19 protein-coding genes are annotated in these 23893 nt (G+C 66.9%); 11 read left to right on the plus strand and 8 right to left on the minus strand.

Going from position 1 to position 23893, the window contains the following annotated elements; translation table 11 throughout:
- Positions 1–69 precede the first annotated feature (69 nt).
- The 3 genes from chpT (at position 70) to AC3WRC_RS06120 (ending at position 2022) form a co-directional block, all read left to right on the plus strand.
- Positions 70–741 (plus strand): histidine phosphotransferase ChpT, encoded by a 672-nt coding sequence (gene chpT / locus AC3WRC_RS06110; protein ID WP_492303243.1) that lies wholly within the window; start codon positions 70–72, stop codon positions 739–741.
- A 91-nt stretch (positions 742–832) separates the two neighbouring features.
- Positions 833–1210, plus strand: a complete 378-nt coding sequence (locus AC3WRC_RS06115) for a response regulator (RefSeq protein WP_017505646.1) — start codon at positions 833–835, stop codon at positions 1208–1210.
- Positions 1207–2022 (plus strand): CheR family methyltransferase, encoded by an 816-nt coding sequence (locus AC3WRC_RS06120; RefSeq protein WP_492303244.1) that lies wholly within the window; start codon positions 1207–1209, stop codon positions 2020–2022. The genes AC3WRC_RS06115 and AC3WRC_RS06120 overlap by 4 nt, the downstream gene beginning before the upstream one ends.
- A 22-nt stretch (positions 2023–2044) precedes the next feature.
- Here the strand turns inward: AC3WRC_RS06120 and cckA are convergent, their stop codons facing one another.
- Genes cckA through fliQ form a run of 4 tightly spaced genes read right to left on the minus strand, consistent with a single transcriptional unit; the run spans position 2045 to position 6253 of the window.
- Complete coding sequence (cckA, locus tag AC3WRC_RS06125) at positions 2045–4096, minus strand: cell cycle histidine kinase CckA (RefSeq protein ID WP_492303245.1); 2052 nt, start codon at positions 4094–4096, stop codon at positions 2045–2047.
- A 51-nt stretch (positions 4097–4147) separates the two neighbouring features.
- Positions 4148–5224 carry a flagellar biosynthesis protein FlhB gene (gene flhB / locus AC3WRC_RS06130; protein ID WP_492303246.1) on the minus strand — a complete coding sequence of 359 codons (1077 nt, stop codon included), beginning with the start codon at positions 5222–5224 and terminating at the stop codon, positions 4148–4150.
- Positions 5217–5990 (minus strand): flagellar biosynthetic protein FliR, encoded by a 774-nt coding sequence (gene fliR / locus AC3WRC_RS06135; protein WP_492303247.1) that lies wholly within the window; start codon positions 5988–5990, stop codon positions 5217–5219. The genes flhB and fliR overlap by 8 nt, the downstream gene beginning before the upstream one ends.
- The gene (fliQ, locus tag AC3WRC_RS06140; RefSeq protein WP_017505641.1) at positions 5990–6253 is read right to left on the minus strand and encodes a flagellar biosynthesis protein FliQ; all 264 of its coding nucleotides are present in this window, start codon (positions 6251–6253) and stop codon (positions 5990–5992) included. Before fliQ ends, fliR begins: the two co-directional genes overlap by 1 nt.
- A 298-nt stretch (positions 6254–6551) precedes the next feature.
- On the opposite strand from fliQ, the gene folE reads away from it, so the two are divergent.
- The 4 genes from folE (at position 6552) to AC3WRC_RS06160 (ending at position 13620) form a co-directional block, all read left to right on the plus strand.
- A complete protein-coding gene (gene folE, locus AC3WRC_RS06145) occupies positions 6552–7136 on the plus strand; it encodes a GTP cyclohydrolase I FolE (protein WP_055753859.1) in 585 nt (194 codons plus the stop codon).
- A gap of 63 nt (positions 7137–7199) precedes the next feature.
- Complete coding sequence (locus tag AC3WRC_RS06150) at positions 7200–8357, plus strand: acyltransferase family protein (RefSeq protein WP_492303248.1); 1158 nt, start codon at positions 7200–7202, stop codon at positions 8355–8357.
- Positions 8358–8491: 134 nt separating this feature from the next.
- Positions 8492–10165 carry an MFS transporter gene (locus tag AC3WRC_RS06155; RefSeq protein ID WP_492303249.1) on the plus strand — a complete coding sequence of 558 codons (1674 nt, stop codon included), beginning with the start codon at positions 8492–8494 and terminating at the stop codon, positions 10163–10165.
- An 89-nt stretch (positions 10166–10254) separates the two neighbouring features.
- The gene (locus AC3WRC_RS06160; RefSeq protein WP_492303250.1) at positions 10255–13620 is read left to right on the plus strand and encodes a hybrid sensor histidine kinase/response regulator; all 3366 of its coding nucleotides are present in this window, start codon (positions 10255–10257) and stop codon (positions 13618–13620) included.
- 11 nt (positions 13621–13631) lie between these two features.
- Here the strand turns inward: AC3WRC_RS06160 and AC3WRC_RS06165 are convergent, their stop codons facing one another.
- Positions 13632–14240, minus strand: a complete 609-nt coding sequence (locus tag AC3WRC_RS06165; RefSeq protein WP_492303251.1) for a response regulator — start codon at positions 14238–14240, stop codon at positions 13632–13634.
- Positions 14241–14401: 161 nt separating this feature from the next.
- Between AC3WRC_RS06165 and AC3WRC_RS06170 the strand changes: the two genes are divergently transcribed.
- The 4 genes from AC3WRC_RS06170 (at position 14402) to AC3WRC_RS06185 (ending at position 19388) form a co-directional block, all read left to right on the plus strand.
- Positions 14402–15754, plus strand: coding sequence for a DcaP family trimeric outer membrane transporter (locus AC3WRC_RS06170; protein WP_492303252.1), 1353 nt, complete (start codon positions 14402–14404; stop codon positions 15752–15754).
- Positions 15755–15757: 3 nt separating this feature from the next.
- On the plus strand, positions 15758–17713 hold the full coding sequence (acs, locus tag AC3WRC_RS06175; protein WP_492303253.1) for an acetate--CoA ligase: 1956 nt from the start codon (positions 15758–15760) through the stop codon (positions 17711–17713).
- A gap of 68 nt (positions 17714–17781) precedes the next feature.
- Complete coding sequence (locus AC3WRC_RS06180; RefSeq protein ID WP_492303254.1) at positions 17782–18777, plus strand: bile acid:sodium symporter family protein; 996 nt, start codon at positions 17782–17784, stop codon at positions 18775–18777.
- Positions 18778–18965: 188 nt separating this feature from the next.
- A complete protein-coding gene (locus AC3WRC_RS06185; RefSeq protein WP_055753852.1) occupies positions 18966–19388 on the plus strand; it encodes a hypothetical protein in 423 nt (140 codons plus the stop codon).
- 78 nt (positions 19389–19466) lie between these two features.
- Here AC3WRC_RS06185 and AC3WRC_RS06190 read toward each other — a convergent pair whose 3' ends face one another.
- The 3 genes from AC3WRC_RS06190 to AC3WRC_RS06200 are packed head-to-tail and all read right to left on the minus strand — an operon-like array spanning position 19467 to position 23890.
- Positions 19467–20378 carry a hypothetical protein gene (locus AC3WRC_RS06190; protein WP_492303255.1) on the minus strand — a complete coding sequence of 304 codons (912 nt, stop codon included), beginning with the start codon at positions 20376–20378 and terminating at the stop codon, positions 19467–19469.
- Between the two features lie 27 nt (positions 20379–20405).
- Positions 20406–23108 carry a fimbria/pilus outer membrane usher protein gene (locus AC3WRC_RS06195; RefSeq protein WP_492303256.1) on the minus strand — a complete coding sequence of 901 codons (2703 nt, stop codon included), beginning with the start codon at positions 23106–23108 and terminating at the stop codon, positions 20406–20408.
- On the minus strand, positions 23105–23890 hold the full coding sequence (locus tag AC3WRC_RS06200) for a fimbrial biogenesis chaperone (RefSeq protein ID WP_492303257.1): 786 nt from the start codon (positions 23888–23890) through the stop codon (positions 23105–23107). Before AC3WRC_RS06200 ends, AC3WRC_RS06195 begins: the two co-directional genes overlap by 4 nt.
- Positions 23891–23893: the final 3 nt, after the last annotated feature.

A 23893-nucleotide genomic window follows, 5' to 3' on the forward strand; every position in this document is an offset into this window, starting at 1 on the left:
TTCCATGAACCGGCAAATCACTCCAACTTCGCGCGCGACACGAACTGTGACCTGAGCGCGCCAGACATCATGACCTCCCCCCACGACACAGACGCCGCTCCGCTGGACCTTCCGGTCGATGGGACCGAGCTGGCGACCTATATCGCGGCCAAGCTGTGCCATGACTTCATTAGTCCGTCGGGCGCCATCGTCTCGGGCCTCGACCTGATGCAGGACCCGACAGCTCAGGACATGCGCGACGACGCCCTGGCCCTGATCGAGCAGAGCGCCAGGAAGATGGTCGCCCTGGTTCACTTCGCCCGCGTCGCCTTCGGCGCCGCTACCACCAGCGAGAAGTTCACCGCCCGCGAGATCGAAGGCCTGGTGTCCGGCATGGTCCAGGGCGGCCGCGCCTCGCTCGACTGGCGCATCGCCGACGGCGAGTTCACCAAGCCCCAGGCCCGCGCCCTGACCAACCTCGCCTATCTGACCGTCGGCGCCCTGCCGATGGGCGGCGTCGCAACCATTCAGTCGCGCCTGGAAAGCGGCCTGCTCTATCTGGAAGGCTTCGCCGAGGGCACCCGCGCCCGGCTGAAGCCCGAGGTCGTCACGGGTCTGGCCGGCGAACGCCTGGTCGAGGGCCTGGCCGGCCAGTGGATCCAGCCCTACTGGTTGTGGCTGACCGTGAACGAGGCCGGCGGCGCTCTACGCGTCAAGGTTGAAGACGGAAAGGTCGCACTGGTCGCGCGAATGCCTGCGTGAGGCGTTTCCAAACGACTCATTAACTGGCGTTTGAGATAAAAACAGTCCATGCGCCACGGGCGAAAGCCGTCGTGTCATTGAGGGATCGACCTTGGACTTCCGAACCTGCCTGATCGTCGACGACAGCCGCATCATCCGCAAGGTTGCGCGCCGCATCGTCGAGGGCCTGGGCTATGAGGTCGATGAGGCGGCGGACGGTTCCGAGGCCCTGGCCTATTGCACCGGCGCCATGCCCGACGTCCTGCTGGTGGACTGGAACATGCCCGTGATGGACGGCATCACCTTCCTGCGTCGCCTGCGCGCCATGCCGGGCGGCAAGCAACCCAAGGTGCTGTTCTGCACGATCGAGACCCGCCCCGAGCGGATCGCCGAAGCCCTGGCCGCCGGCGCCGACGACTATGTGATGAAGCCGTTCGACGGAGAAATCCTGCAGTCCAAGCTGACGGAGGTCGGAGCGATCGCCGCATGACGCCTGAGGACTTCGACAAGCTGCAGTCCCTTCTCGCCACCCGCGCCGGCTATCGGCTGTCGCGGGATCGCATCCACCTGGCCGAACACCGGCTGGGGCCGATCGCGCGGCGCGAGGGCTACGCCAATGTCGAGGCCTTGCTGTCGAACCTGTGGGTCAATCCGGTCGCCTCGCTGGCCTGGTCGGTGATTGAGGCCCTGCTGAACGCCGAGACCTGGTTCCGTCGCGACCGCATCCCTTTCCGCATTCTCGAAACCGAACTGCTGCCGGCCCTGTCCAAGGCGCGGCCCGACGGGCGGATCAAGATCTGGTCGGCCGGCTGTTCGACCGGCCAGGAGGCCTGGTCCATCGCCATGGCGGCCAGGGAGATCGGCGTCGATGTCGATCTGGTCGCCACCGACCTGTCGCAGCGCGCGATCGAAAAGGCGCGCTCGGGCCTCTACACCGGCTTCGAGATCCAGCGCGGGCTTACGGCCAAGACCATGCTGCGCTGGTTCGAACCGCGTGAAGACCAGTGGATCGTCAAGGCCGAACTGGCCGACGCCGTGCATTTCGGTCGCGCCAACCTGCTGGACGAACCGACCGATGACGCCCGTTTCGACGTCATCTTCTGCCGCAATGTCATGACGGATATGGACCCATCGCGCCGGGCGCGTCTTCTCGACGGGCTGGAGCGCCGCCTGGTCGATGACGGGTGCCTGCTTCTGGGCGTGGACGAAAGTCTGGAAGGCGAGACGGTCGCCTTCCGCGCCGTGAACGGCCGCCGGGGCCTTTATGTCAAGGCGCCGTCCGCGCTTCGCCGCGCGGCCTGACCCCCGCCCTTCATGCGGGCGGTCAGCCCGCGTGCAGCTCCTGCTTCACCCGTTCGGCCAGGGTCTTGATGTCCAGCGGCTTGGGCAGGAAGGACACACCCGTCTCGTCCTGCAGCAGGTCCGAGAAATCGCTCTCGGCATAGCCCGAGATGAACATGACCGGCGCGTCGCCCAGATATTTGCGCGCCTTCTTCAGCAAGGACGGCCCGTCCAGCCCCGGCATGATGACGTCCGAGATCATCATGTCGATCTGGCCGGCGTGTTCCTCGGCCAGCAGCAGGGCCTCCTCGCCGTCGGCGGCCTCGATCACCTCATAGCCGCGCTGGCGCAGCAGCCGGGCGGCGATGCCGCGCACGGCGTCCTCATCCTCGACGAACAAGATGCGGCCGGCGCCCGACAGGTCGCGCGGCGCCTTGGCCTTGACCTCGACCGGCTGAACCTCGGCCAGCTCCGCCTCGCCCGCCGCCGGCAGGAAGATGCGGAAGGCGGCTCCAGCCCCTTCGATATTGCTGACGGTGATGTGGCCGCCCGCCTGCTGCACGATGCCATAGACGGTGGCCAAACCCATGCCGGTGCCCTCGTTCACCGCCTTGGTGGTGAAGAAGGGTTCGAAGATCTTGTCCGCCAGTTCGGGCGGCACGCCGGGTCCGGTGTCCGACACCTCGATCAGGGCCACCTCGTCCGTCGGCGCATCGACCCAGCCCAGGGCTCGCGCCTCGTCGCCCGTCAGACGGCGCGTGGCGATGGTGACGACGCCGGCGCCCGGCTCGACCACGCCGCGCATGGCGTCGCGCGCGTTGACGGCCAGATTCATCACCGCCGTCTCCAGCTGAGACTTGTCGGCCAGCACGACCGGCAGGTCGCGTCCGTAGTCGGTCTCCAGCCGGACGTCCTCGCGCAGCAGCCGCCGCAGCAGGATGGCGAACTCGCCGACCAGTTCGCCCAGGTCCAGCCGCTCGCGCCGCACCGTGGACTTGCGCGAGAAGGCCAGCAGCTTGCGCACCAGGTCGGCCGCGCGAATGGCCGTCTGGCGGATCTCGTTCAGGCCCTCGTAGGACGGATCGCCCACTGGGTGCCGTTCCAGCAGACCCGACAGCTGAAGCTGGATCGCCGTCAGCAGATTGTTGAAGTCGTGCGCAACGCCCCCGGCCAGCTGGCCCACGGCCTGCATCTTCTGCGCCTGGTTGAGCTGAAGCTCCATCGACTTCTGACCCGAGACGTCGAACAGCCAGATGCGCCGCTTGTCGCCCTCGGGCGCCACATACAGATGCAGCATCTTGTCGGGATAGGCCCGCGCGACCAGTTCGATAGGGCCCGACGATCCGCCCGCCAGCTTCAGCCGAGCCTCGGCGATGCCGCCCGGATCGAACAGATGCCCAAAGGCCGCATCGCGCGCCGCCCCCGGTCCGGTCAGGACCGCCAGCGCCGGATTGGCCTCTTCAGCCCGGCCTGAAAACAGATCGTCGCCGGCGATGACAGCCGAGCCGAACGGCGCCCCGGCGGCCATGGCTCGCGCCTCGCCGGTCGCCGCAGCGGCGGGCGTGTGAACGGGCGCGGCGGCGATGGGCAGGACGGCGTCCGGCGCTGCGCGCATCAGGAACTTGCCCTCGCCCGTCTTTCCATCGCCGATCTGGCCGATGACGACCTCGACCTCGCGCTGTCCGATCATGACGATGGCGCGGCCAGGCTCGCCTTTGCGCGCCTGGGCGAAGGCCATGTACAGCGCCCGGGCCGACTTGCCGCGCGGCAGGGCGCCGGTCGCTCCATTGGCCTCGGACCAGGCGGCGTTGAAGGCCAGGATCTGTCCTGAATCCCAGACCAGCGCCGCCGGTTCGGCCATGGCGTCCAGCACCTCGATGGCCGCATCGCTGCTCGGCTTGGCGTCCGCCGCCCGGCGGAAGCCGAACAGACCGATCAGGGCGATGGCGCCCACGGTCAGGATCAGCACCAGCCCCGGCGCCGAAGTCGGGTTGGCGCGAAATGCCGGATAGGCCAGCGCCGCGATCGCCGCCACGACGCCGAACGCCATCACGCCGGACAACAGGTCGAACGAAGGGCGGCGGGTGGACGTCATACAGCCTCGCGAATCAGTGTTGCGATCATACGCCCAAATCCTGACGCCGCCTTACCGGCGCTTGCGGGACTGGAAGACGAAGCCGATGATCTTGGCGGCGGCGTCGAAATGTTCGCGCGGAATGACCTCGTCCACCTCGACGGTGGCGTACAGGGCGCGCGCCAGCGGCACGTTCTCGACGATCGGCACGCCGTGCTCGGTCGCCACTTCGCGGATGCGCAGGGCCAGGGCGTCGACGCCCTTGGCCACACAGATCGGCGCCCCGTCGCCCTGATCCGGCTCATAGCGCAGGGCGACCGAATAGTGGGTCGGGTTGGTCACGATGACGGTGGCCTTTGGCACATTGGCCATCATCCGCTGGCGGCTGCGCTGCATGCGGATCTGCTTCAGCTTGGCCTTGATGTGCGGGTCGCCTTCGGACTGTTTGAAGTCTTCCTTCAGCTCTTCCTTGGTCATCCGCATCCGCTTGGCGAAGCGCATCTTCTGCCAGATGAAGTCGGCCCCGGCCGTGGCGCCCAGCAGGATAATCGAGGCCACGAACAGCGAGATCGCCATGTCGCGCGCCAGCGGCAAGATCGCCAGCGGGCTGATCGAGGCCATGTTCTCGAACTCGCGCAAGTGCGGCTTTAACACCATCCAGCACACGGCGCACACGGCGATCAGCTTCAAGAAGGTCTTGACGAACTGCGCCAGGCCGTCGGGGCCGAAGATGCGTTTGAACCCCTGCATCGGACTGACCGCCGACCATTTGGGCTTCAGCTTTTCGGCGGTGAAGATCAGGCCTGACTGGGCGACATTGCCCCCGACTCCGCCCAGGATGGTCGCCAGCATGACGGCTCCCAAAAAGGGCGCCACGGCCCAGACGGCGCGCCCCATGATCTGGTTTCCGGCGCCCGAGTTCAGCACCCCCAGCATCTCGTGCGGCGCGGCGATGAAGGGCAGCATCTGTTCGGCGATGGACGAGGCGAACCAGCCTCCCCCCATCAGGATCACCGCCGCCGCTCCCGCCAGCGACAGCACCTGGGCGACGTCGGGCGACTTGGCCGCATCGCCCTTCTTTCGGGCGTCCTCAAGCTTTCGCGGGGTCGCCTCTTCGGTTTTCGACTCGGGATCCGCGCCTTCAGCCACCAGGGCCTCCCAGCACGAAATACTCCGCCAGACGGCGGTAGCGGTCGATGAAGAGGGTGCCCAGCGCACCCAGGCTCAGCGCGAAGATCGACAGGCCCAGGATGACGCTCAAGGGCGCGGCGGCGAAATAGACCTGGAACGACGGCATGACCCGCGCCACCAGGCCGGACGCCACGTTGAAGATCAAGGCGAAGACCAGCACCGGCGCCGACAACTGCACGCCCAGCAGGAAGCTGTCGCCCAGGGTTCGCACCGCCATCTGGGTAAAGTCGGCCATCATCAGCGGCTGGGCCGGCGAGATCAGCCGATACGAGCCCACCATGCCGGCGATGAACAGGTGGTGGGTGTCGGTGGCGAACAGCAGCGTCACCCCCAGCAGGGCCAGAAAGGCGGCGATGGTCGAACCCGGCTGAGCCTGCATCGGATTGGCGGTCTGGGCGAAGCTGAGCGTCGTCTGCAACGACACGATCTCGCCCGCTGTCGCCAGGGCGCTCATGAACATGCGTAGCAAAAGGCCGATCATCAGGCCCACGACCACCTCGCGGATGATCCACCCGACCATCAGCCCCATGCTGTCCGGCAGGCCCGGCAGCGAACCGCGCACCACCGGCCACAGCGCCAGACTGATGACCAGGGCCAGCGACAGTCGCACGCGCGGGGGCACATAGGCCTCGCCGAAGCCGGGGATCAGCATCAGGATCGCCGCGATCCGGGCGAAGATCAGCCCCCCGGCCCAGACCTGATCAGCGGTCGCATAAGCGTCCACTACATCCCCGCGATGCGGGCCGCGATCTGGCGCATGAAGCCGCCCAACAGGGCGCCCATCAGCGGCAGGAACAGGATCAGGCTGACGAAGATGGCGATGATCTTGGGCGCATAGATCAACGTCTGTTCCTGGATCTGCGTCAGGGCCTGAAACAGGCCGATCACCACGCCGACGACCAGTCCGACCAGCAGCACCGGCAGGCACAGCTGGATCGTCAGCCAGATGGCGTCGCGCCCGACGTCCAGAACTTCCGCGCCGTTCATCGGCTGCTCCCGCAAACTACTGGGCAGAAAATGCCGACAGGATGGTTAACAGGCCGCTAACCAGACGCGTCTTCGTCTAGACCTGACCCATGTAAAAATCTCGCGTGCGGCCTTGAACGGCGCCGCTTCGATGCCGACTTCCCGCCTTGGACTTGGGGAGCGCCGATCATTCGATTTCAGACGAATTAGACGAATTAGACTCTCTTTTTCCGACTCCACCGTCTGAACGCGCGTCCGCCTCGTAATGGGACGGCTCGCCCTCTCCCCTTCCCTCAAGCGCTCCGCTATCTAGGCCGCCATGACCGACGCCCCCGCCTCCAAAGTCTCCCAGGCCGACGCAGAAGCCGCCGTCCGCACCCTGATTGAATGGGCCGGCGACAACCCGGACCGCGAAGGTCTGCTGGAAACCCCCGCCCGCGTCGCCAAGAGCTACCGCGAGCTTTTCCAGGGCTATGAGGTCGATCCGCTCTCCTATCTGGAGAAGACCTTCGAGGAGACCGGCGGCTACGACCAGTTGGTCGTGCTGAAGGACATCCGCTTCGTCAGCTTCTGCGAGCACCACATGCTGCCGGTCGTGGGCAAGGCGCACGTCGCCTATCTTCCGACGGACCGCGTCGTGGGCATCTCCAAACTGGCTCGCGTCGTGCGCGGCTTCGCCCGCCGCCTTCAGATCCAGGAAAAGATGACCTCCGAGATCGCCGAGGCCATCCAGACCGTCCTGAAGCCGCACGGCGTCGGCGTGGTCATCGAGGCCGAGCACAGCTGCATGACCTTGCGTGGCGTCAATGCGCCCGGCGCCAGCCTGTCGACCAGCCACCTGATCGGCGTCGTCCGCGACGACCCCCGCACCCGCGAGGAGTTCATGCGTCTGGTGCTGTCGTGACGTTCGCCTGACAGGCGAACTGGCCCGACGCTTGCGGTGAAGGGATCAAAGGAGGCGCTGACGATGCCCTGGTCCCTGATTTCGACCCGCAATGAGACAGTTCAGATCGCCCGCGGCGGCTGGCTGGACGCGCTGCGTTTCATCGTGGCCTTTCTGATCATCCTGCATCATTTCCAGGCCGCCGGTCCCGAGCCGCTCGCCCACCTGATCAATCCAATCTTCGAACGCGGCGGCTTCCTGCTGACCAACTTCTTCCTGATCGACAGCGGCTATGTGCTGATGCGCGTCTATGGCGCGGCGGTGGACAAGGGTCGAATGTCGCCCGGCGACTTCTTCCTGAAGCGGTTCCTGCGCGTCGTCCCCGCGCATCTGATCATGGGTTTGTCGCTAGTCGGCTTCGTGCTGCTGGCGACCGCCGCCGGCTCGCCGCCCCGCAATCCCGAATGGTTCGCCTGGGATCAGTTGCCGGCTCAGCTGCTGCTGCTGCAATCCTATGGCGTGCACGGCGGCCTGGGCTGGAACGCCCCGACCTGGTCGATCTCGGCCCTGATTGGCTGCTATCTGGCCTTCCCCTGGATCATTCGCGGCCTGATGCGTCTGGGTCCGTGGTCGGCCCTGGCCGTCGGCGTCGGCGTCTATCTGATCGCCAACCAGCTGTGCTGGTCGTTCCTCGGCTATCCCGTCTATCAGATGCCCATGCGCTACGGCATCATCCGCGCCCTGCCGCTGTTCTTCCTGGGCATGTGCCTGGCCTGGTTCGCCCAGAAGGTCTGGATCGCCCCGCGCCTGGCCGGTTGGGCCGGGGTGCTGGCCGCCGTCGGCTTCTTCGCGCTTCAGCTTCACGACAAGCACGCCCTTGTCGCCCTGACCCTGATCTCGATCATCATCCTGGCCGCCGGCGCCGTGCCTGTGACCAAGCCCTCGAAGTGGGTCGAGACCGCCGCCATGGTCTCCTTCTCCATGTTCATCTCCAACGAGGTGGTCCGCATCGTCTGGTTCGGCGTGGTCAATGCGGTCGAGGCGCGCATCGCCTTGCCCCTCTTCGTTCAATGGGGCCTGTGGGGCCTGGGCGTCATGGCGGCGGTCGCCTTCGCCTTCGCCTTCCACTTCGCGATCGACAATCCGATCCAGACCCGCATCCGCGCCTGGCTGAAGCGTCGCAGCGCCCGGCGCGGCAAGGCGCAACCCAAGCTCGGCCCGGTCATCTCCATAGACGGCTGACTGACCTGGGCGACCGGCGATCCTCGACCAAAGTCGCTCTCTCCACCCGCCTCGCTCTCGGTCAATGTCGGCGTCCACGCATCCTGAAGGATGTGCAGAACGGCCGATAACGGCGACACGGGAGGAAATGGATCATGGCAACCGACGCACCCCTTGCGTCCGGAGGAGAGGAGCACACCGTCGATCGCAGCGATCGCCTGGTCATCCTCGCCTCATCGGTCGGCACCGTCATCGAGTGGTACGACTTCTATCTCTACGGCTCTCTGGCGGCGATCATCACCGTCCAGTTCTTCTCCGGCGTCAACGAAACCACCGGCTACATCTTCGCCCTGATGGCCTTCGCCGCCGGCTTTGCGGTGCGGCCCTTCGGCGCCATCGTCTTCGGGCGGCTGGGCGATCTTTGGGGGCGCAAGAACACCTTCCTCGTCACCATGCTGCTGATGGGTCTGTCGACCTTCGTCGTCGGCCTGCTGCCGCCCTATGCGGTCATCGGCATCGCCGCGCCCATCATTCTGGTGCTGATGCGCCTGATCCAGGGTTTGGCCCTGGGCGGGGAGTACGGCGGCGCCGCCACCTACGTCGCCGAGCACGCCCCACAGGGCAAGCGCGGCTTCTACACTTCCTTCATCCAGATCACGGCGACCGCCGGCCTGGTGCTGAGCCTCGTGGTGATCCTGAGCGTCCGCCTTGCGGTCGGAGAAGAGGCCTTCGCCGAATGGGGCTGGCGCATTCCGTTCCTGGTGTCGATCCTGCTTCTGGGCGTCTCCCTCTGGATCCGCCTGAAGCTGGCCGAAAGCCCGTCGTTCAAGAAGATGAAGGCCGAGGGCAAGGGCTCCAAGACCCCGCTGAAGGACAGCTTCGGCAAATGGCCGAACCTGAAGATCGTGCTGATCGCCCTGCTGGGCCTCACCGCCGGCCAGGCCGTCATCTGGTACACGGGCCAGTTCTACGCCCTGTTCTTCCTGGAACGGGTCATGAAGGTCGACGCCACCCTGGTCTATGTCCTCTTGACCATCGCGCTTGTGGCCGCCTCGCCCTTCTTCATCTTCTGGGGCTGGCTGTCGGACAAGGTGGGGCGCAAGCCGATAATCCTGGCCGGCTGCCTGATCGCGGCCCTGACCTATTTCCCGCTGTTCAACGCCCTGACCCAGGCCGCCAATCCGAAACTGGCCGCCGCCGCCGCCTCGGCGCCGGTGACGGTCTATGCCGATCCAGCCGACTGTAATCTGCAGTTCGATCCGGTGGGCAAGACGGTGTTCAACCACTCCTGCGACGTGGCCAAATCCTATCTGGCCAAGGCGGGCGTGACCTACACCAACGTCGCGGCGCCCGCCGGGACGGTGGCCGAGGTCCGCATCGGCGATCAGGCCGTGGTCCCCAGCTTCCGGGGCGACGCCATGACCTCCGCCGATTTCGCGGCCCAGAAGAAGACCTGGGACAAGAGCCTGGGCGAGGCCCTGACCGCCGCCGGCTATCCGGCCAAGGCGGACAGCGCCCTGGTCAACAAGCCGATGGTGGTGCTGATCCTGTTCATCCTCGGCTTCTATGTGACCATGGTCTACGGACCGATCGCGGCGGCCCTGGTCGAGATGTTCCCGACCAACATCCGCTACACCTCCATGTCCCTGCCCTATCATATCGGCAACGGCTGGTTCGGCGGCTTCCTGCCGACGACCGCCTTCGCCATCGTGGCGGCGACGGGGAACATCTACTCCGGCCTTTGGTATCCGATCATCGTGGCGCTTGCGACGGTCGTGCTGGGCTTCCTGCTGGTCAAGGAAGGCAAGGACGTCGATCTGAACGCCTGATCCTGCTGTCAGGCGGAATGAAGGGCGGGTCGTCGCGAGACGGCCCGCCTTTCGCTTGTGAAACACCCCCCGCCCGGTTCAGATGCCCCATGTTCAGCCTGACGATCCTCGGCCTGGTCGCCGCCTATATGGCGGTGCTGTTCGCCGTCGCCTGGTCCCAGGAACGGCCGTCGGCGCGCGCGCGCGGCAAGGGGTTGGGGCCGTCGGTCTATGCCCTGTCGTTGGCCATCTACTGCACCTCATGGACCTACTATGGCGCGGTCGGCACGGCGGCGCGCGACGGGTGGGAGTATCTGCCCATCTACATCGGCCCGGTGATCGGCCTGACGTTGCTGTTTCCACTGTGGCGCCGGATCGCGGCGGCCGCCCGACGCGAGAACGTGGGCTCCATGGCCGACTTCGTCGCCTCGCGGTACGGCAAGAGCCAGACCCTGGGCGCGGCCGTCACGGTCGTCGCCATCCTGGGGTCGCTGCCCTATATCGCGCTGCAGCTGAAGTCGCTGTCGATGGCCGGCGCCCTGCTGACCGCCGGCACGCCGGTGGCGGGGTCCGAGGGTCTGACGGTCCTGGTGCTGGCCGGCGTCCTGGCCTTCTTCGCCATCCTGTTCGGGGCGCGCCGTCCTGACCTGACCGAGCACAATCGCGGCCTGATCCAGGCGATCGGGCTGGAGTCGATGGTCAAGCTGGGCGCCCTGCTGTTCGTCGCCGTCTTCGCCCTGGTCTTGCTGCTGAACGAAGGCTCGCCTCCGCGCATCGTCGAGGGCCTGGGCGCCTTGGCCGCGCCGCCCGAGGTCACGCCGCGATTCACCGCCATCACCCTGCTGTCGACCTTGGCCATCTTCTGCCTGCCGCGACAGTTCCACGTCGCCTTTGTCGAGGGCGGTCAGCCGTCAGATGTGAAGCGGGCGCGGTGGATCTTTCCCCTCTATCTGCTGCTCACCAGTCTGGCGGTGCTGCCGCTTGTGGCGGCCGGCGCCCTGTTTGCGCCCTCGGTCAATCCGGACCTGCTGGTGCTGGCCCTGCCGTTCCAGCGCGGCGAGACCCTGCTGACGGCCGTGGTCTTCGTCGGCGGCTTTTCCGCCGCCACCGCAATGGTCATCGTCGAGGCCGTCGCCCTGTCGGCCATGGTGTCCAACAGCCTGATCCTGCCCTTCCTGGCCCGCGAGCGTTGGCGGGTGCGCGGCGACGCCTCCGACATGGCTGGGACCATCCTTCAGGTAAGGCGCGGGGCCATCGTCGCGGTCCTGCTGCTGGCCTGGCTCTATTACCAGGCGACGGACCAGTCGCGCGGCCTGGCGGCGATGGGGCTGGTGTCCTTCGCGGCGATGGCCCAGTTGGCGCCGGCCCTGTTCGGCGCGGTCCTGTGGCGGGGCGGCCATGCGCAGGGGGCGCTGGCGGGCATGTCGGTCGGGATGGCGGTCTGGATCGTCATGCTGGCCCTGCCCCAGCTGTCGCCCGGCGCGCCCTGGCACCTGCACGTCATGCTGGGGATAGGCGACCCGCTGGCGCTCGGCGTCTTCGTCAGCCTGGCGTTGAACCTGGCGGCCTATGTCGGGGTGTCGCGGTTCGCCCAGCCGCGCCTGATCGACCGGGTTCAGGCCCGCGCCTTCGTGGATCGGCTGGGACCGGACTGGATGGAGGCCCGGCCCGCGCCGTCGGGCGCCTCGGTCGGCGACCTGCGCGCCCTGGTCGCCCGCTTCATCGGCGACGAACGGGCCGAGCGCGCCTTCACCGCCTGGGGCGATGAGACCGACACCAAGCTGCGCGACGCCGACCCAGCCGACGCGGCCCTGGCGCGCGCCGCCGAACGGATGCTGGCCGGCGCCATCGGCGCGGCCTCGGCCCGGCGGGTCATTGCGGCGGCGCTGGCCGGCGTCGGGCGCGCGCCTGAGGACGTGGTGCGGATGCTGGACGAGGCGTCCCAGGCCGTTCAGTTCAACCGCGACCTGCTGCAGACCACGCTCGACAATATCGACCAGGGCGTGATCGTGGTGGACGAGGATCTGCGGGTCACCGCCTGGAATCGGCGCTATGTCGCCATGTTCGACCTGCCGGCCGGTTTCGTCCACGTCGGCCTGCCCATCGCCGTCATCTATCGCTTGAACGCCGAGCGCGGCGAAAGCCCCGACGACATCGAGGCCTGGGTCGAGCGGCGGTTGGAGGCGCTGAGCCGCCGCATCCCCCACGACCACGAACGCCAGCAGCCCGACGGCCGAGTGCTGCGCTCCTCCGGCGCGCCGATCCCCGGCGGCGGCTACGCCACCAGCTACACCGACATCACCGCCCTGCGCCAAGCGGCGCGCGAGTTGGAGGAGGCCAACGAACGGCTGGAGGCGCGCGTGGCGGACCGCACCGCCCGACTGGACGAGGCCCGGCGCGTGGCCGAAGACGCCACGGCGTCCAAGACCCGGTTCCTGGCCGCTGCCAGCCACGACCTGCTGCAACCGCTGCACGCCGCCCGCCTGTTCATCGCCGCCTTAAAGGAGGAGCCGGCGTTGGAAGACGCGACCAGCCGCACCCTGGCCGTCAACGCGGACCGCGCCATCGACAGCGCCCACCGTCTGCTGACCGCCCTGCTGAACCTGTCCAAGCTGGAGGCCGGCGGCGTGCGGACCAATGTCGCGCGGCTGTCGCTGGGCGGCCTGTTCGACGAACTGCGCCGCGAGTTCGCGCCCGTGGCCGAGGCCAAGGGTCTGGATCTGACCGTGATGTCCAGCCGTCTGTGGGTCGCGTCCGACCGCGACCTGCTGCGCTCCATGCTGCAGAATCTGGTGGCCAACGCGATCCGCTATACGGACGCCGGCCTGGTGTTGGTCGGGGCGCGTCGGCGGGGCGAGACGGTGCAACTGTTCGTCTGCGACACCGGACGCGGCATTCCCGACACCGAACACGAAACCGTCTTCGGCGAGTTCGTGCGTCTGCCGGGCGCCGTCGATGAGCCGGGCGCAGGCCTGGGCCTGGCCATCGTGCGCCGCCTGTCCAGTCTGCTCGATCACCCGCTGGAGCTGAGTTCCCGTGTGGGGCGCGGCACGACCTTCCGCATCACCGTGCCGCGCAGCGCGGCCGACCTGCCCGCCGAGGCGCCGCCGGTGCGCGAGGCGCGCCTGCCGCTGTCGGGTCTGCGCGTGTTGTGCGTGGACAATGAGCCCGTGATTCTGGACGCGCTGAACGCCCTGCTCACCCGCTGGGGCGCGCGGCCGACGCTGGTCGCCAGCGTCGAGGCGGCCAAGGCGGCGATCGGCCCGTTCGACGCCGCCGTGGTCGATCTGCATCTGGGCGATGGGCCCGAAGGGTTCGCCGTCATCGACTGGCTGAGGCCCCAGGGCGTGCGCCGCATCGCTCTGGTCACCGCCGACACCCGCGACGGGCTGAACGAACAGGCGACGGCGGCCGGCGCCGTTTTGCTGCCGAAGCCGATCAAGCCGGCGGCGCTGAAGGCTTTCCTGTCAAGCTAAGAGTTGGCGAGTTAAGCCGGGTCCAGCGACTTGGCCAGGATCACCGCCTGGGTCCGGTTGTGAACGCCCAGCTTTCGAAACACGCTGGTCAGATGCGCCTTGATGGTGGCTTCGGAGACGCCGAGGTCGAAGGCGATCTGCTTGTTCAGCCGGCCGGCCTTCAGCCCTTCGAGAATCCGCAGCTGCGACGGCGTCAGGCTGGCCACGCGGCCGGCCAGATCGTCGTCGGCCTCGGGCACATCCGGCGCCCAGCTGTCGCCGGCGAGAATGGCCGCGATCGCCTCGACCATCTGCGGCAGGGACGAAGACTTGGGAATAAAGCCGGCGGCGCCCAGACCCAGGGCGTGGCGCACAACGGGCGCGTCCTCACTGGCCGAGACCACCGCCACCGGCACGGTCGGCTGTTCGGCCCGCACGGCGGCGAGGCCCGCCATCCCCTCGCTGTCCGACAGCTTCAGATCCAGCAGCAACAGATCGACGGGCCCTGCGACCATCGCGGCCCGAGCCTCGGCCAGGCTGGCGCATTCCACCACATCCGCGCCTGGCGCCGCCTTGTCGACGGCCGAGCGCAGGGCGGCGCGAAACAGGGGATGGTCGTCGGCGACGACGATGCGATCCATGGGCTTCCTTCCGTGCGCGGCGTCTGACCGGCCGCGTCGTCGCCATCATGGCGCGGTTCGACTTTGGTCGAAATTAGACCAATGGCCAATGGCTCCCCGAGGCCGGAGGCGGAAAGGTCGTCAAAGGGACGCCCGCGCGAGACGGGCGCGGGAGGTTCATCATGATCACGAAAAGCCTGATGGCGGGAGCCGCCGCCGTTGCGCTGATGGCGACGCCCAACCTGGCCTCGGCCCAGGACCAGGCCGCGCTCGAGGCGCGCATCGCTCAGCTCGAAGCCCAGTTGAACGTCCTGAAGTCCGAGGTCGTCGCCGCCCGAACCCAGCAGGCGGCGCAACAGCAGGACATCATCCGCCTGGAAACCCGCCCCGCCGCGCCAGCCCCGGTCCAGCAAGCGGCGGCGCCCGCCGCACCCGGCGACGGCTTCCGCATCGGCGACCACACGGTCAAGTTCGGCGGCTTCGTCAAGGTGGACGCCTACGCCACCCGCTATTCCGGCGGCGATCCGGTCAATGGCGATGCGCTGCGTGAGTTCCACATTCCGGGCTCCATCCCCATCGGCGGTGCCGACGAGGATACGGCGACCGACTTCAACGCCCGCCAGACCCGGTTCTGGCTGACCACAGACGGCATGGTCGGCGGTCACAAGATCGGCACGCGGATGGAGATGGACTTCCAGACCCTGCCGGGCGCCGGCGACCAGCGCACCACCAGCCCGGCCAACCCGGCCCTGCGTCGCGCCTTCATCACCATCGACAACTGGCTGATCGGGCAGGAGTGGACCAACTTCCAGAACACCGCCGTCCTGCCTGAATCCGCCGACTTCATCGGCGCGGCGGAAGGCACCGTCTTCGCCCGTCAGGTCCAGGTCCGCTATACGCGCGGTCCCTTCTCGGTCTCGGTCGAGAACCCCGAGACAACCGTGACCCCGTTCGGCGGCGGCGCGCGCATCGTGGCCGACGACAACAGCCTGCCGGACTTCACCGCCCGCTACGCCGTGTCCCGGCCGTGGGGCGACTTCCAGTTCGCCGGCCTGCTGCGCCAACTGAAATACCAGAGCCCAGCGACCAATATCGATTCCACCGCGACCGGCTGGGGTCTGTCGGCCTCGACCAAGATCAAGGTCGGGTCCAAGGACGACATCCGACTGATGCTGACGGGCGGCGAGGGCATCGGCCGCTACGTCGGGCTGAACTTCTCCAACGACGCCGTGGTGGACGCCTCGGGCGAGCTGGACTCCATCGGCGTGGTCGCCGGCTTCGCCGCCTATCGCCACGTCTGGGCGCCCGGCTGGCGTTCGAGCCTGATCTGGTCGGCGCAGAAGGTGGACAACGACATCGGCTTCACAGGCCTGGCCGCCAACCGGTCGGCCCAGAGCCTCCACGCCAACTTGATCTGGTCGCCGGTTACGGCGTTTGATGTCGGGGCCGAGCTGATGTTCGCAGACCGCGAGATCGAGACCGGCGCCAGCGGCGACATGACCCGACTGATCCTGTTCGCCAAATACGGATTCTGATTGATGCCGGAGACGTCTCGCGTGCCTGATCCCGCCCTCTATCCCGTCCCCGCCGACTGGGCCGAAAAGGCCCATCTGAACCGGGAGGCCTATGAGGCGGCGCGGATCGCGGCGCGCGAGACGCCCGACGTCTTCTGGGCCGAACAGGCCAGGCGTCTGGACTGGATCACCCCGCCGACCAGGATCAAGGACGTCTCCTTCAACAAGGAAGACTTCCGCATCCGCTGGTTCGAGGACGGCGTCCTGAACGTCTCGGCGAACTGCATCGACCGCCACCTGCCCCACCGCAAGGACGAGACGGCGATCATCTGGGAAGGCGACGATCCCGCCGACAGCCGCCACATCACCTTCGGCGAACTGCACGCAGAGGTGTGCCGCATGGCCAATGTGCTGAAGGCGCATGGGGCCAAAAAGGGCGACCGGATCACCCTGTATCTGCCCATGATCCCCGAGGCCGCCTACGCCATGCTGGCCTGCGCGCGGATCGGCGCGGTGCATTCGGTCGTCTTCGGCGGCTTCTCGCCCGACAGCCTATGCGGCCGGATCGAGGACTGCGGCTCCAACCTGGTCATAACCGCCGACGAGGGCCTGCGCGGCGGCAAGCACATTCCGCTAAAGGCCAATGTCGACGAGGCCCTGACGAAGGTGAAGGTCGATACCGTCCTGGTCATCCGCCGCACCGGCGCCGACGTGCCGATGATCGAGGGCCGCGACTTCGACTATGGGCTGGAGGCCGCCAAGGCCGACGCTGACTGCCCGCCCGAGCCGATGAACGCCGAGGATCCGCTGTTTATCCTTTACACCTCCGGCTCGACGGGCAAGCCCAAGGGCGTGCTGCACACCACGGGCGGCTATCTGTTCTGGGCCGCCTGGACGCACGAGATCGTCTTCGACTATCGCCCCGGCGAGGTCTTCTGGTGCACCGCCGACGTCGGCTGGGTCACGGGCCACTCTTACATGGTCTATGGGCCACTCGCGAATGCGGCGACGACCCTGATGTTCGAGGGCGTGCCCAACTATCCCGACGCCGGCCGCTTCTGGCAGGTGGTGGACAAGCACAAGGTCGAGATCTTCTACACCGCGCCCACGGCCCTGCGCGCCCTGATGCGCGAGGGCGATGCGCCGGTGAAGGCCTCATCGCGCGCCTCGCTGCGGCTGCTCGGCACGGTGGGCGAGCCGATCAATCCCGAGGCCTGGCGCTGGTATCACGAGGTGGTCGGCGACGGCCGCTGCCCCATCGTGGACACCTGGTGGCAGACCGAGACGGGCGGCCATCTGATCACCCCCTTGCCCGGCGCCACCGACCTGAAGCCCGGATCAGCGACCCTGCCCCTGCCGGGCGTCGAGCTGGAGATCGTGGACGCCGAGGGCCAGCCGCTGGAGGGCGCGGTGTCCGGCAATCTGTGCATCACCGATAGCTGGCCGGGCCAGATGCGCACGGTCTATGGCGACGATCAGCGCTTCTTCGACACCTATTTCTCGACCTATCCGGGCCGCTATTTCACCGGCGACGGCTGCCGCCGGGATGAGGATGGCTATTACTGGATCACCGGCCGGGTGGACGACGTCATCAACGTGTCCGGCCACCGGATGGGCACGGCCGAGGTCGAGAGCGCCCTAGTGCTGCACGACGATGTCGCCGAGGCGGCCGTCGTCGGCTATCCCCACGACATCAAGGGCCAGGGCATCTACGCCTATGTCACCCTGAACAACGGGGTCGAGCCGACCGAGGATCTGAGGAAGGCCCTGGTCGCCCACGTCCGCCACGAGATCGGGCCCATCGCCGCGCCCGACGTCATCCAGTGGGCGCCGGGCCTGCCCAAGACCCGCTCGGGCAAGATCATGCGACGCATCCTGCGAAAGATCGCCGAGAACGAGATCGGGTCGCTGGGCGACACCTCGACCCTGGCCGACCCGTCGGTCGTGGACGATCTGGTCAAGAACCGCGCCGGGGCCTGAAGACGCGGGTTCAATGCGGGGGCTGATGCGCCTATCTGTGCGTCAGCCTGCCGCAGCCTGAGCCGTCCATGCCCCGTTTCCTGTCCCGCCTGCCGATCGACGGCTATCTGCTGGCCCTGATCGGCATGGTGATCCTAGCGGCGCTGTTTCCCGCCAGCGGACAGGTGGCCGTCGTCATGGACTGGGTGGTCAAGGCCGCCATCGCCCTGCTGTTCTTTCTGTATGGCGCGCGAATGTCGCCGGCGGCCATCGGCGCGGGCCTGCTGCACTGGCGGCTTCAGGGCACGGTCTTCCTGTCGACCTTCCTGCTGTTTCCGCTGCTGGGGCTTGGGCTGGTCTTCCTGATGCGGGGGTCGCTTCAGCCCGATCTGCTGACCGGGATGCTGTATCTATGTCTGCTGCCGTCCACGGTGCAGTCGTCCATCGCCTTCACCTCCATCGCCGGCGGCAATGTCGCGGGCGCCCTGACCAGCGCCAGCCTGTCGAACCTGCTGGGCGTGATCGTGACGCCGTTGCTGGTCGCCCTGCTGATCGGCGGCGCCAACGGCGGCATCCATCTGCAGTCGATTCTCGACATCGGACTGCAGATCCTGGCTCCCTTCGCCGTGGGCCAGCTGTGCCGCCCGCTGCTGAAGGACTGGCTGACCCGCCACGCCAAACTGACGGGCCTGGTCGACCGCGGCTCCATCCTGCTGATCGTCTATGCCGCCTTCAGCGAGGGCGTCGTCGCCGGCGTCTGGTCCCAGGTCGCGCCGCTGGATCTGGCCAAGGTCATCGGCCTGAACATCGCCCTGCTGGCCATCGTCCTGGCCCTGACCCTTTTCGCCGGCCGCGCGCTCAAGTTCGACAAGCCCGACCGGATCGTCATCCTGTTCTGCGGCTCCAAGAAGAGCATGGCCACCGGCATCCCGATGGCCGGCATCCTGTTCGCCGGTCACGCCGTGCCGCTGATCGTCCTGCCGATCATGCTGTTCCACCAGATCCAGCTGTTCGCCTGCACCATCATCGCCCAGCGCTATGCGCGAGAGAATGAAGCGGCTGCAGTCATCGAACAGACCGCATAAGTCCGGCGCGACGTGAGCTCAATCAGAGATCAGGCCGGACCTGCTGTAGTATTCTCATGCACATTATCGTGCTTTCCGACGCATTAACGTCGGCGATCAAGGTTAAGCCGCGTTAGGCGTGTTCGCTCGCGTGACCTTAACGGGCGGCGTTCTAGTGTTCCTCTGCAATGTGCAGATCGGAACCGCAGATGACCCAAGGTATCCTTCGCGCTCTCGCCGCCGCCACACTCGGGCTCGGCCTGGTCGCCGCCGCCGCTCCCGCCTTCGCCGGGCCGACCGCAGGCGGCACCTATCGCCTTCGCGCGACTGTGCCTGTCGCCTGTTGGGTCAAGCCAACCTCGCCCGTCCTGGCGGCCGCCGGTCGCTCTGGAGAGGTGGTCGAGGCCTGCAACAGCCCCGGCGGCTTCACCGTCTCGGCCCAGTATCGCCCGTTGTCGCTGACCGAAAAGGCGGTGATGTTCTACGGTGACCGGACGTTTGATCTGGACAAGTCCGGCATGCAGACCCTGCGCCGCTCCAGCATCGCGACGATCCGTTCGGTGTCCTATCGCTTCGATGAGGTCGAACTGGAACAACCGCTGATCCTGGCCCTGACGATTCAGCCGATCTGATCGACGACCACATCGATCTCAATTGAAGAGAGGCGGGGACGCGCGACGTCCCCGCCTCTTTTTGTTTAGCTCCGGCGCTTAAAGTGCGGCGACCGTGAAGGTCAGGATGTCTGAATAGTCGCCGGCGCGCTTGCCGGTCGTGCTGCCGACGCTGATCGTCAGCGGATAGTCGTCCAGTCGCGCGCGACGCGACACCACATCGACCCGACCGCCGCGCGACAGGTCCATGTCGCGATCGCCGAGCACCAGACCATAGGGCACATACCATTCGCTTGCGCCCTGACGCAGGCGGCCCTGGTTCTGCGACGCCACCGAGACGCTATATCCGGCCGTGCTCAGAACATAGAGGGTCGTGCGCAGCTGCCGAACACCTTGGGTCAGTTCCCCCAGGTCGATCGTCGGCGTGCCGCCGTTGCGACGAAACTCGCCCTTCAGACCCATGACGGCGGCCGAAGGCACCTGGAGGCTGAGCGTGACGGGTTTTTCCGCCAGCGGTCGGCCGTCCGGTGTTTCCAGATTGATGAAGGCGTTCTGGGAATAGAGCCCCGCCGACAGGGTCTCAGCCGGGGCAGCGGTTAAGGAGAAGCGCATCAAACCCCGCTCGCCGGCCGCCAGGTTCAGCGGCCGCACGCCGATGCGGCGCGCGCTCTGGCCCGCGCGCGGCGTGACATCCGCGCCGCCTCGCTCGTCGACCAGGGCGTAGGCCATACGCTGGGCGCCGGCTTCGTTGACCAGACCGAACTGTTCGCCGCGCAGTTCGACGCGGCTGACGGCGGTGCAGGGTCCGTCGCCCTGGTTCACCACGGCGACATCGAATTCCTGCACGGCCACGTCCTGATCGAACGGCTCGTAGCGCATCATCCATTGATCGGCGCCGGATTCGATCACCAGTTGGCAGCCCGGCGCGGCCTGGCTGGGCGCGGCCGCCAACAAGGTCGCCGTCGCAGCAGCGGCGGCCAGGACCAGGGCGGATGTACGATTACGGGACATTTCAGCCTCCTCGGCTAAGTCTTGGGCTCAGGCTTCGGGCACGTCGAGCGGAACGGCAATGGTCTCGAGATCGAGCAGACCTTCGTTGTCCGCAGGAACCGTAAACTCGAACCCGAGCGCCGGCGTGGAGAACAGTTCGACACGATAGCGCTTGCCCGGCTCCAGGTTCTGCACTGCAAACCGTCCAACCGAGTTGGTGAAGAACAGTTCGGGCTGTACGTTCGCATCATCAAGGGGCGTCACACGACCCGAGATCAGCGACACAGGACGGTTTTGGTTGCCGACCAGACGACCCAGCGCGCTGACGAACTTGGCGCTGCCGACCTGGATAGCGTAGCCGCTCTTGTAGGTCGGACGGACGCGCGCGATGCCGTCGCCGATGTTGTAGCCCAAGGGCGCGTCGAGCACATCATAACGCACCGACTGGTTCACATAGGCGGTAAGGTTGTTCGCCACCGCGCCGCCCAGCAGGCCGCTGCGGCCCGTGTAGCGACCGCCTTCGAAGCTGTCGCCGACGATGACGGGATGATCGTCGATGCTCTTGTGCGGATAGACGATAGCGAAGCTGTCGTAGATGTTGCGGCCCACAGCAACCTTGCCCCCGGTCGTCGAGATCGACGATCCGAAGCGCAGGTTCGTCACCTGCTCTTGCGTGATATTCGAGAAGTCCCGCCCGAACGCCGTATGGCTCAAGCTGGCGTCGAAGCGATTGCCGACATAATCGACCTGACCCGAAACGGTCGCCGGCCCATCGTCATAGGTGGAGGCCAGCGAATAGCCGAAGGAACCGACGCGGTTTTCGCTGGACTGCTGCGCGCGCACGCTGCCGCTGTTGCGGGCCGAGTTATAGCGACCTTCGACACGGCGATCGTAACGCGGCTGCCAGATTAGGGCGAAGGTCGCGCCGAAGCCGCCGGACTGGAAGCCGCCGAAGCTGGCGCCGAAGTCGGAATATTCCAGCCCGACCTGCGCGCTCCACTCCGGGGCGAACCGGTAGGTGGAGGTGGCGTTGATCGAATAGGAATCGTCGATCAGATCGCTTCGGCTCATCCGATAGGAGGCGCTGACGTTCGCCAGCCAGTCCTGCGAGAACTGGTGCGAATAGCCGCCCGAAAACACCCACGACGTCGGGTTCTGGCCGGTCGGATTGCCGATGGAGGAGAAGTCTTCCGAGGTGAAGTCGGCGACGACGGTCCAGCTATCGAAGGTCTCGCCCAGATCGACGACGTGGTCGTAACCCAGCGCAAACGCGTAGCCGACGCCGGGATCGCCGTTGCTGGCGGCGGCGTCCAGGCGAACGCGCGCGCCGTTGCGAAGGATCAACTGGCTCTGGCCCGACACGGTCTGGGCGTCCTGCGACGCCTGGAAGCCGATGCCCACAGCAGGTCGGTTCTCGAACGCCTTGCGCCAGAAGCCGGTGAAGGCCAGTTCGCCTTCGGAATAGTCGGGCGATCCGAAGATGCCGTTGTTGATGGCGCCGAAATAGGCGCCGTATTCGTAGTCGCCGGGTTCAAGCTCGATGGCGTCCAGATAGGCGCTGTAGGCGACGGTTTCGGCGCGGCCCGAGTCGTTCTGGATCTCCAGCTGGATATCGTTTGAGCCGGTTTCCAGCGGCAGGTTGGTCAGGTCGTACTGACCAGGATCAAGGCGAAACTCGCGCACGAAGACGCCGTTTCTCAGCACACGGATCGTCGAGGCTTCCTGCAGCACCAGCTGACGGCCACCGGCCAGGACATTGTTGCGGAAGGAGTCGAAGCGTTGGCGCTGGCGCGACACGCCGACCCCGCCGAGCTGCGAGAAACCCTGCCGACCACGAATTTCCGGTTCCAGATCGCCGAGATACCAGCGGCGATAGTCTTCGGGCTGATCGAAGACGAACCGGGCGTAGCGACGCTCGACATTGTATTCGCCCGTGAACAGATCCTCGCGGCCCTGAACGTCGGCTTCGAAGACCAAACGCTTGTAGCGAATGGCGCCGTTCAAGAAGACGCTGGGCTTGCTGACATCGCCGGTCGATTCCCGACGCTGGATCGAGACGTTGCTGTTCAAATAGGCGCTGAAGGGTTCGGGCGGCAGGCCCGGTGTTTCCGGCTTGCCGCCACGAAACAGCGACTCGACCGTGCGCTTCGTCGGATCGATGCGCAGCACCAGAACGGCCAACTGTTCCGGGTCATAGTCCAGCTGAATGCCGGTGTCGTTGATTTCCTCCGGCGCAAACGACGTGACGCCTTGTAGCCGCGTCGCGAGCTCGGTTTGCGCTTCCGGGGTCAGCAAGGGATCGATCAGCGTCTTGAAGCCCGCCGTGTCGACAATGAAGCGGTCGTCACGCGTCAAGACGACAGGGAGTTCGCCCAGAACGCGGCTGTTGAAGTTCAGCGGCACCGTCATCGGGATGTCGCGGTCGTAGGGGTTGATGTCGCGACGTTCGCGCGGCGCGGCAGGCGCAGATGCAGTCGGCGGCGTTTGCTCGACCGGAGCCGGCGCATCGGGCGTAGGCCCAGCCACCGTTGGGGCGGGCGCGGGCTGGGCAGGCGCCTGCATGGCTTGAGCGCCGGAGGCGGCGGTTTCGCCAGCCGCCAGACTGGCTCGGTTCAGAGCCGCCGTGGCATCCTCTGCCGCCTGTTCGTAGGCCGCGCTCGCTGCCCTAATGGCGGCCAACGCCGATGATTCCGGAACGCACGCCAGCCCCCAGGCCAGTGCGAGAACCGAGACGCCCCCCAGCGCTCTCATCGTCCGAACTTCAACGTGACGGGCTTGGCGGGATCCAGCGCCGTGCCGGTGGGCAGTTTGAAGGTTCTCTTGCCGCCACCGGGAGCCAGATAACCGACGCCGACCGTCTTGGAGATTTCACCGCTGTCGTATTCGCGGCGGAAGGGCTGGCCGGCGGTGTCGGTGCCTTCCACAATCCAGGTAGCGCCGCTCATCAGGGCGTAGCGCTTGCCGGTGTTGGACACGACGATCTCGATGCCGGGTTCGGCGGGCGGCGGAGGCGCGGCCTGACCGTTGGTGAGGGTGGGATCGATCTCGGGCGCCGGCGGGCTGACCAGGGCGGGCGTCACCGAGACGACCTCGACCTTCGGTTCGGCGCCGGGCGGCGCCACGACGATCAGCGCCTTCATTGTATAGAGAACTTGAACCGACACCGCGCCGCCGCTTTCGGGCGTGGCGGTGGGATCGGTGGCGACCGGCAACTGACGGACCCAAAGGTAGTAGGCGTGCGACGTCTCGATCTTGGGATCGCCGACCCATTGGACGCGAACCACCTGACGACCATTGACCGGCACCAGCCCTTGGGGCGGGAAGACCAAGAAGTCGTCGTCGGCGTCCGTCTCGGTCACATTGCCGTTGGCGTCGATATCCATGCGCGTGATGCGCGTCTCGAACGGCAAGGCGACGGATCCGACGTTGCCGACCTCGATCCGGGCGGCCGATCCAGCGCCGGTCGTGGTCAGTTCGGACACCATCGGCGACACGCGCATGGCCCATGCCGCGCCGGCGACAGCCATGATCACGAG

The organism is Brevundimonas sp. EU05-FHT14B07 (genome assembly GCF_058790795.1).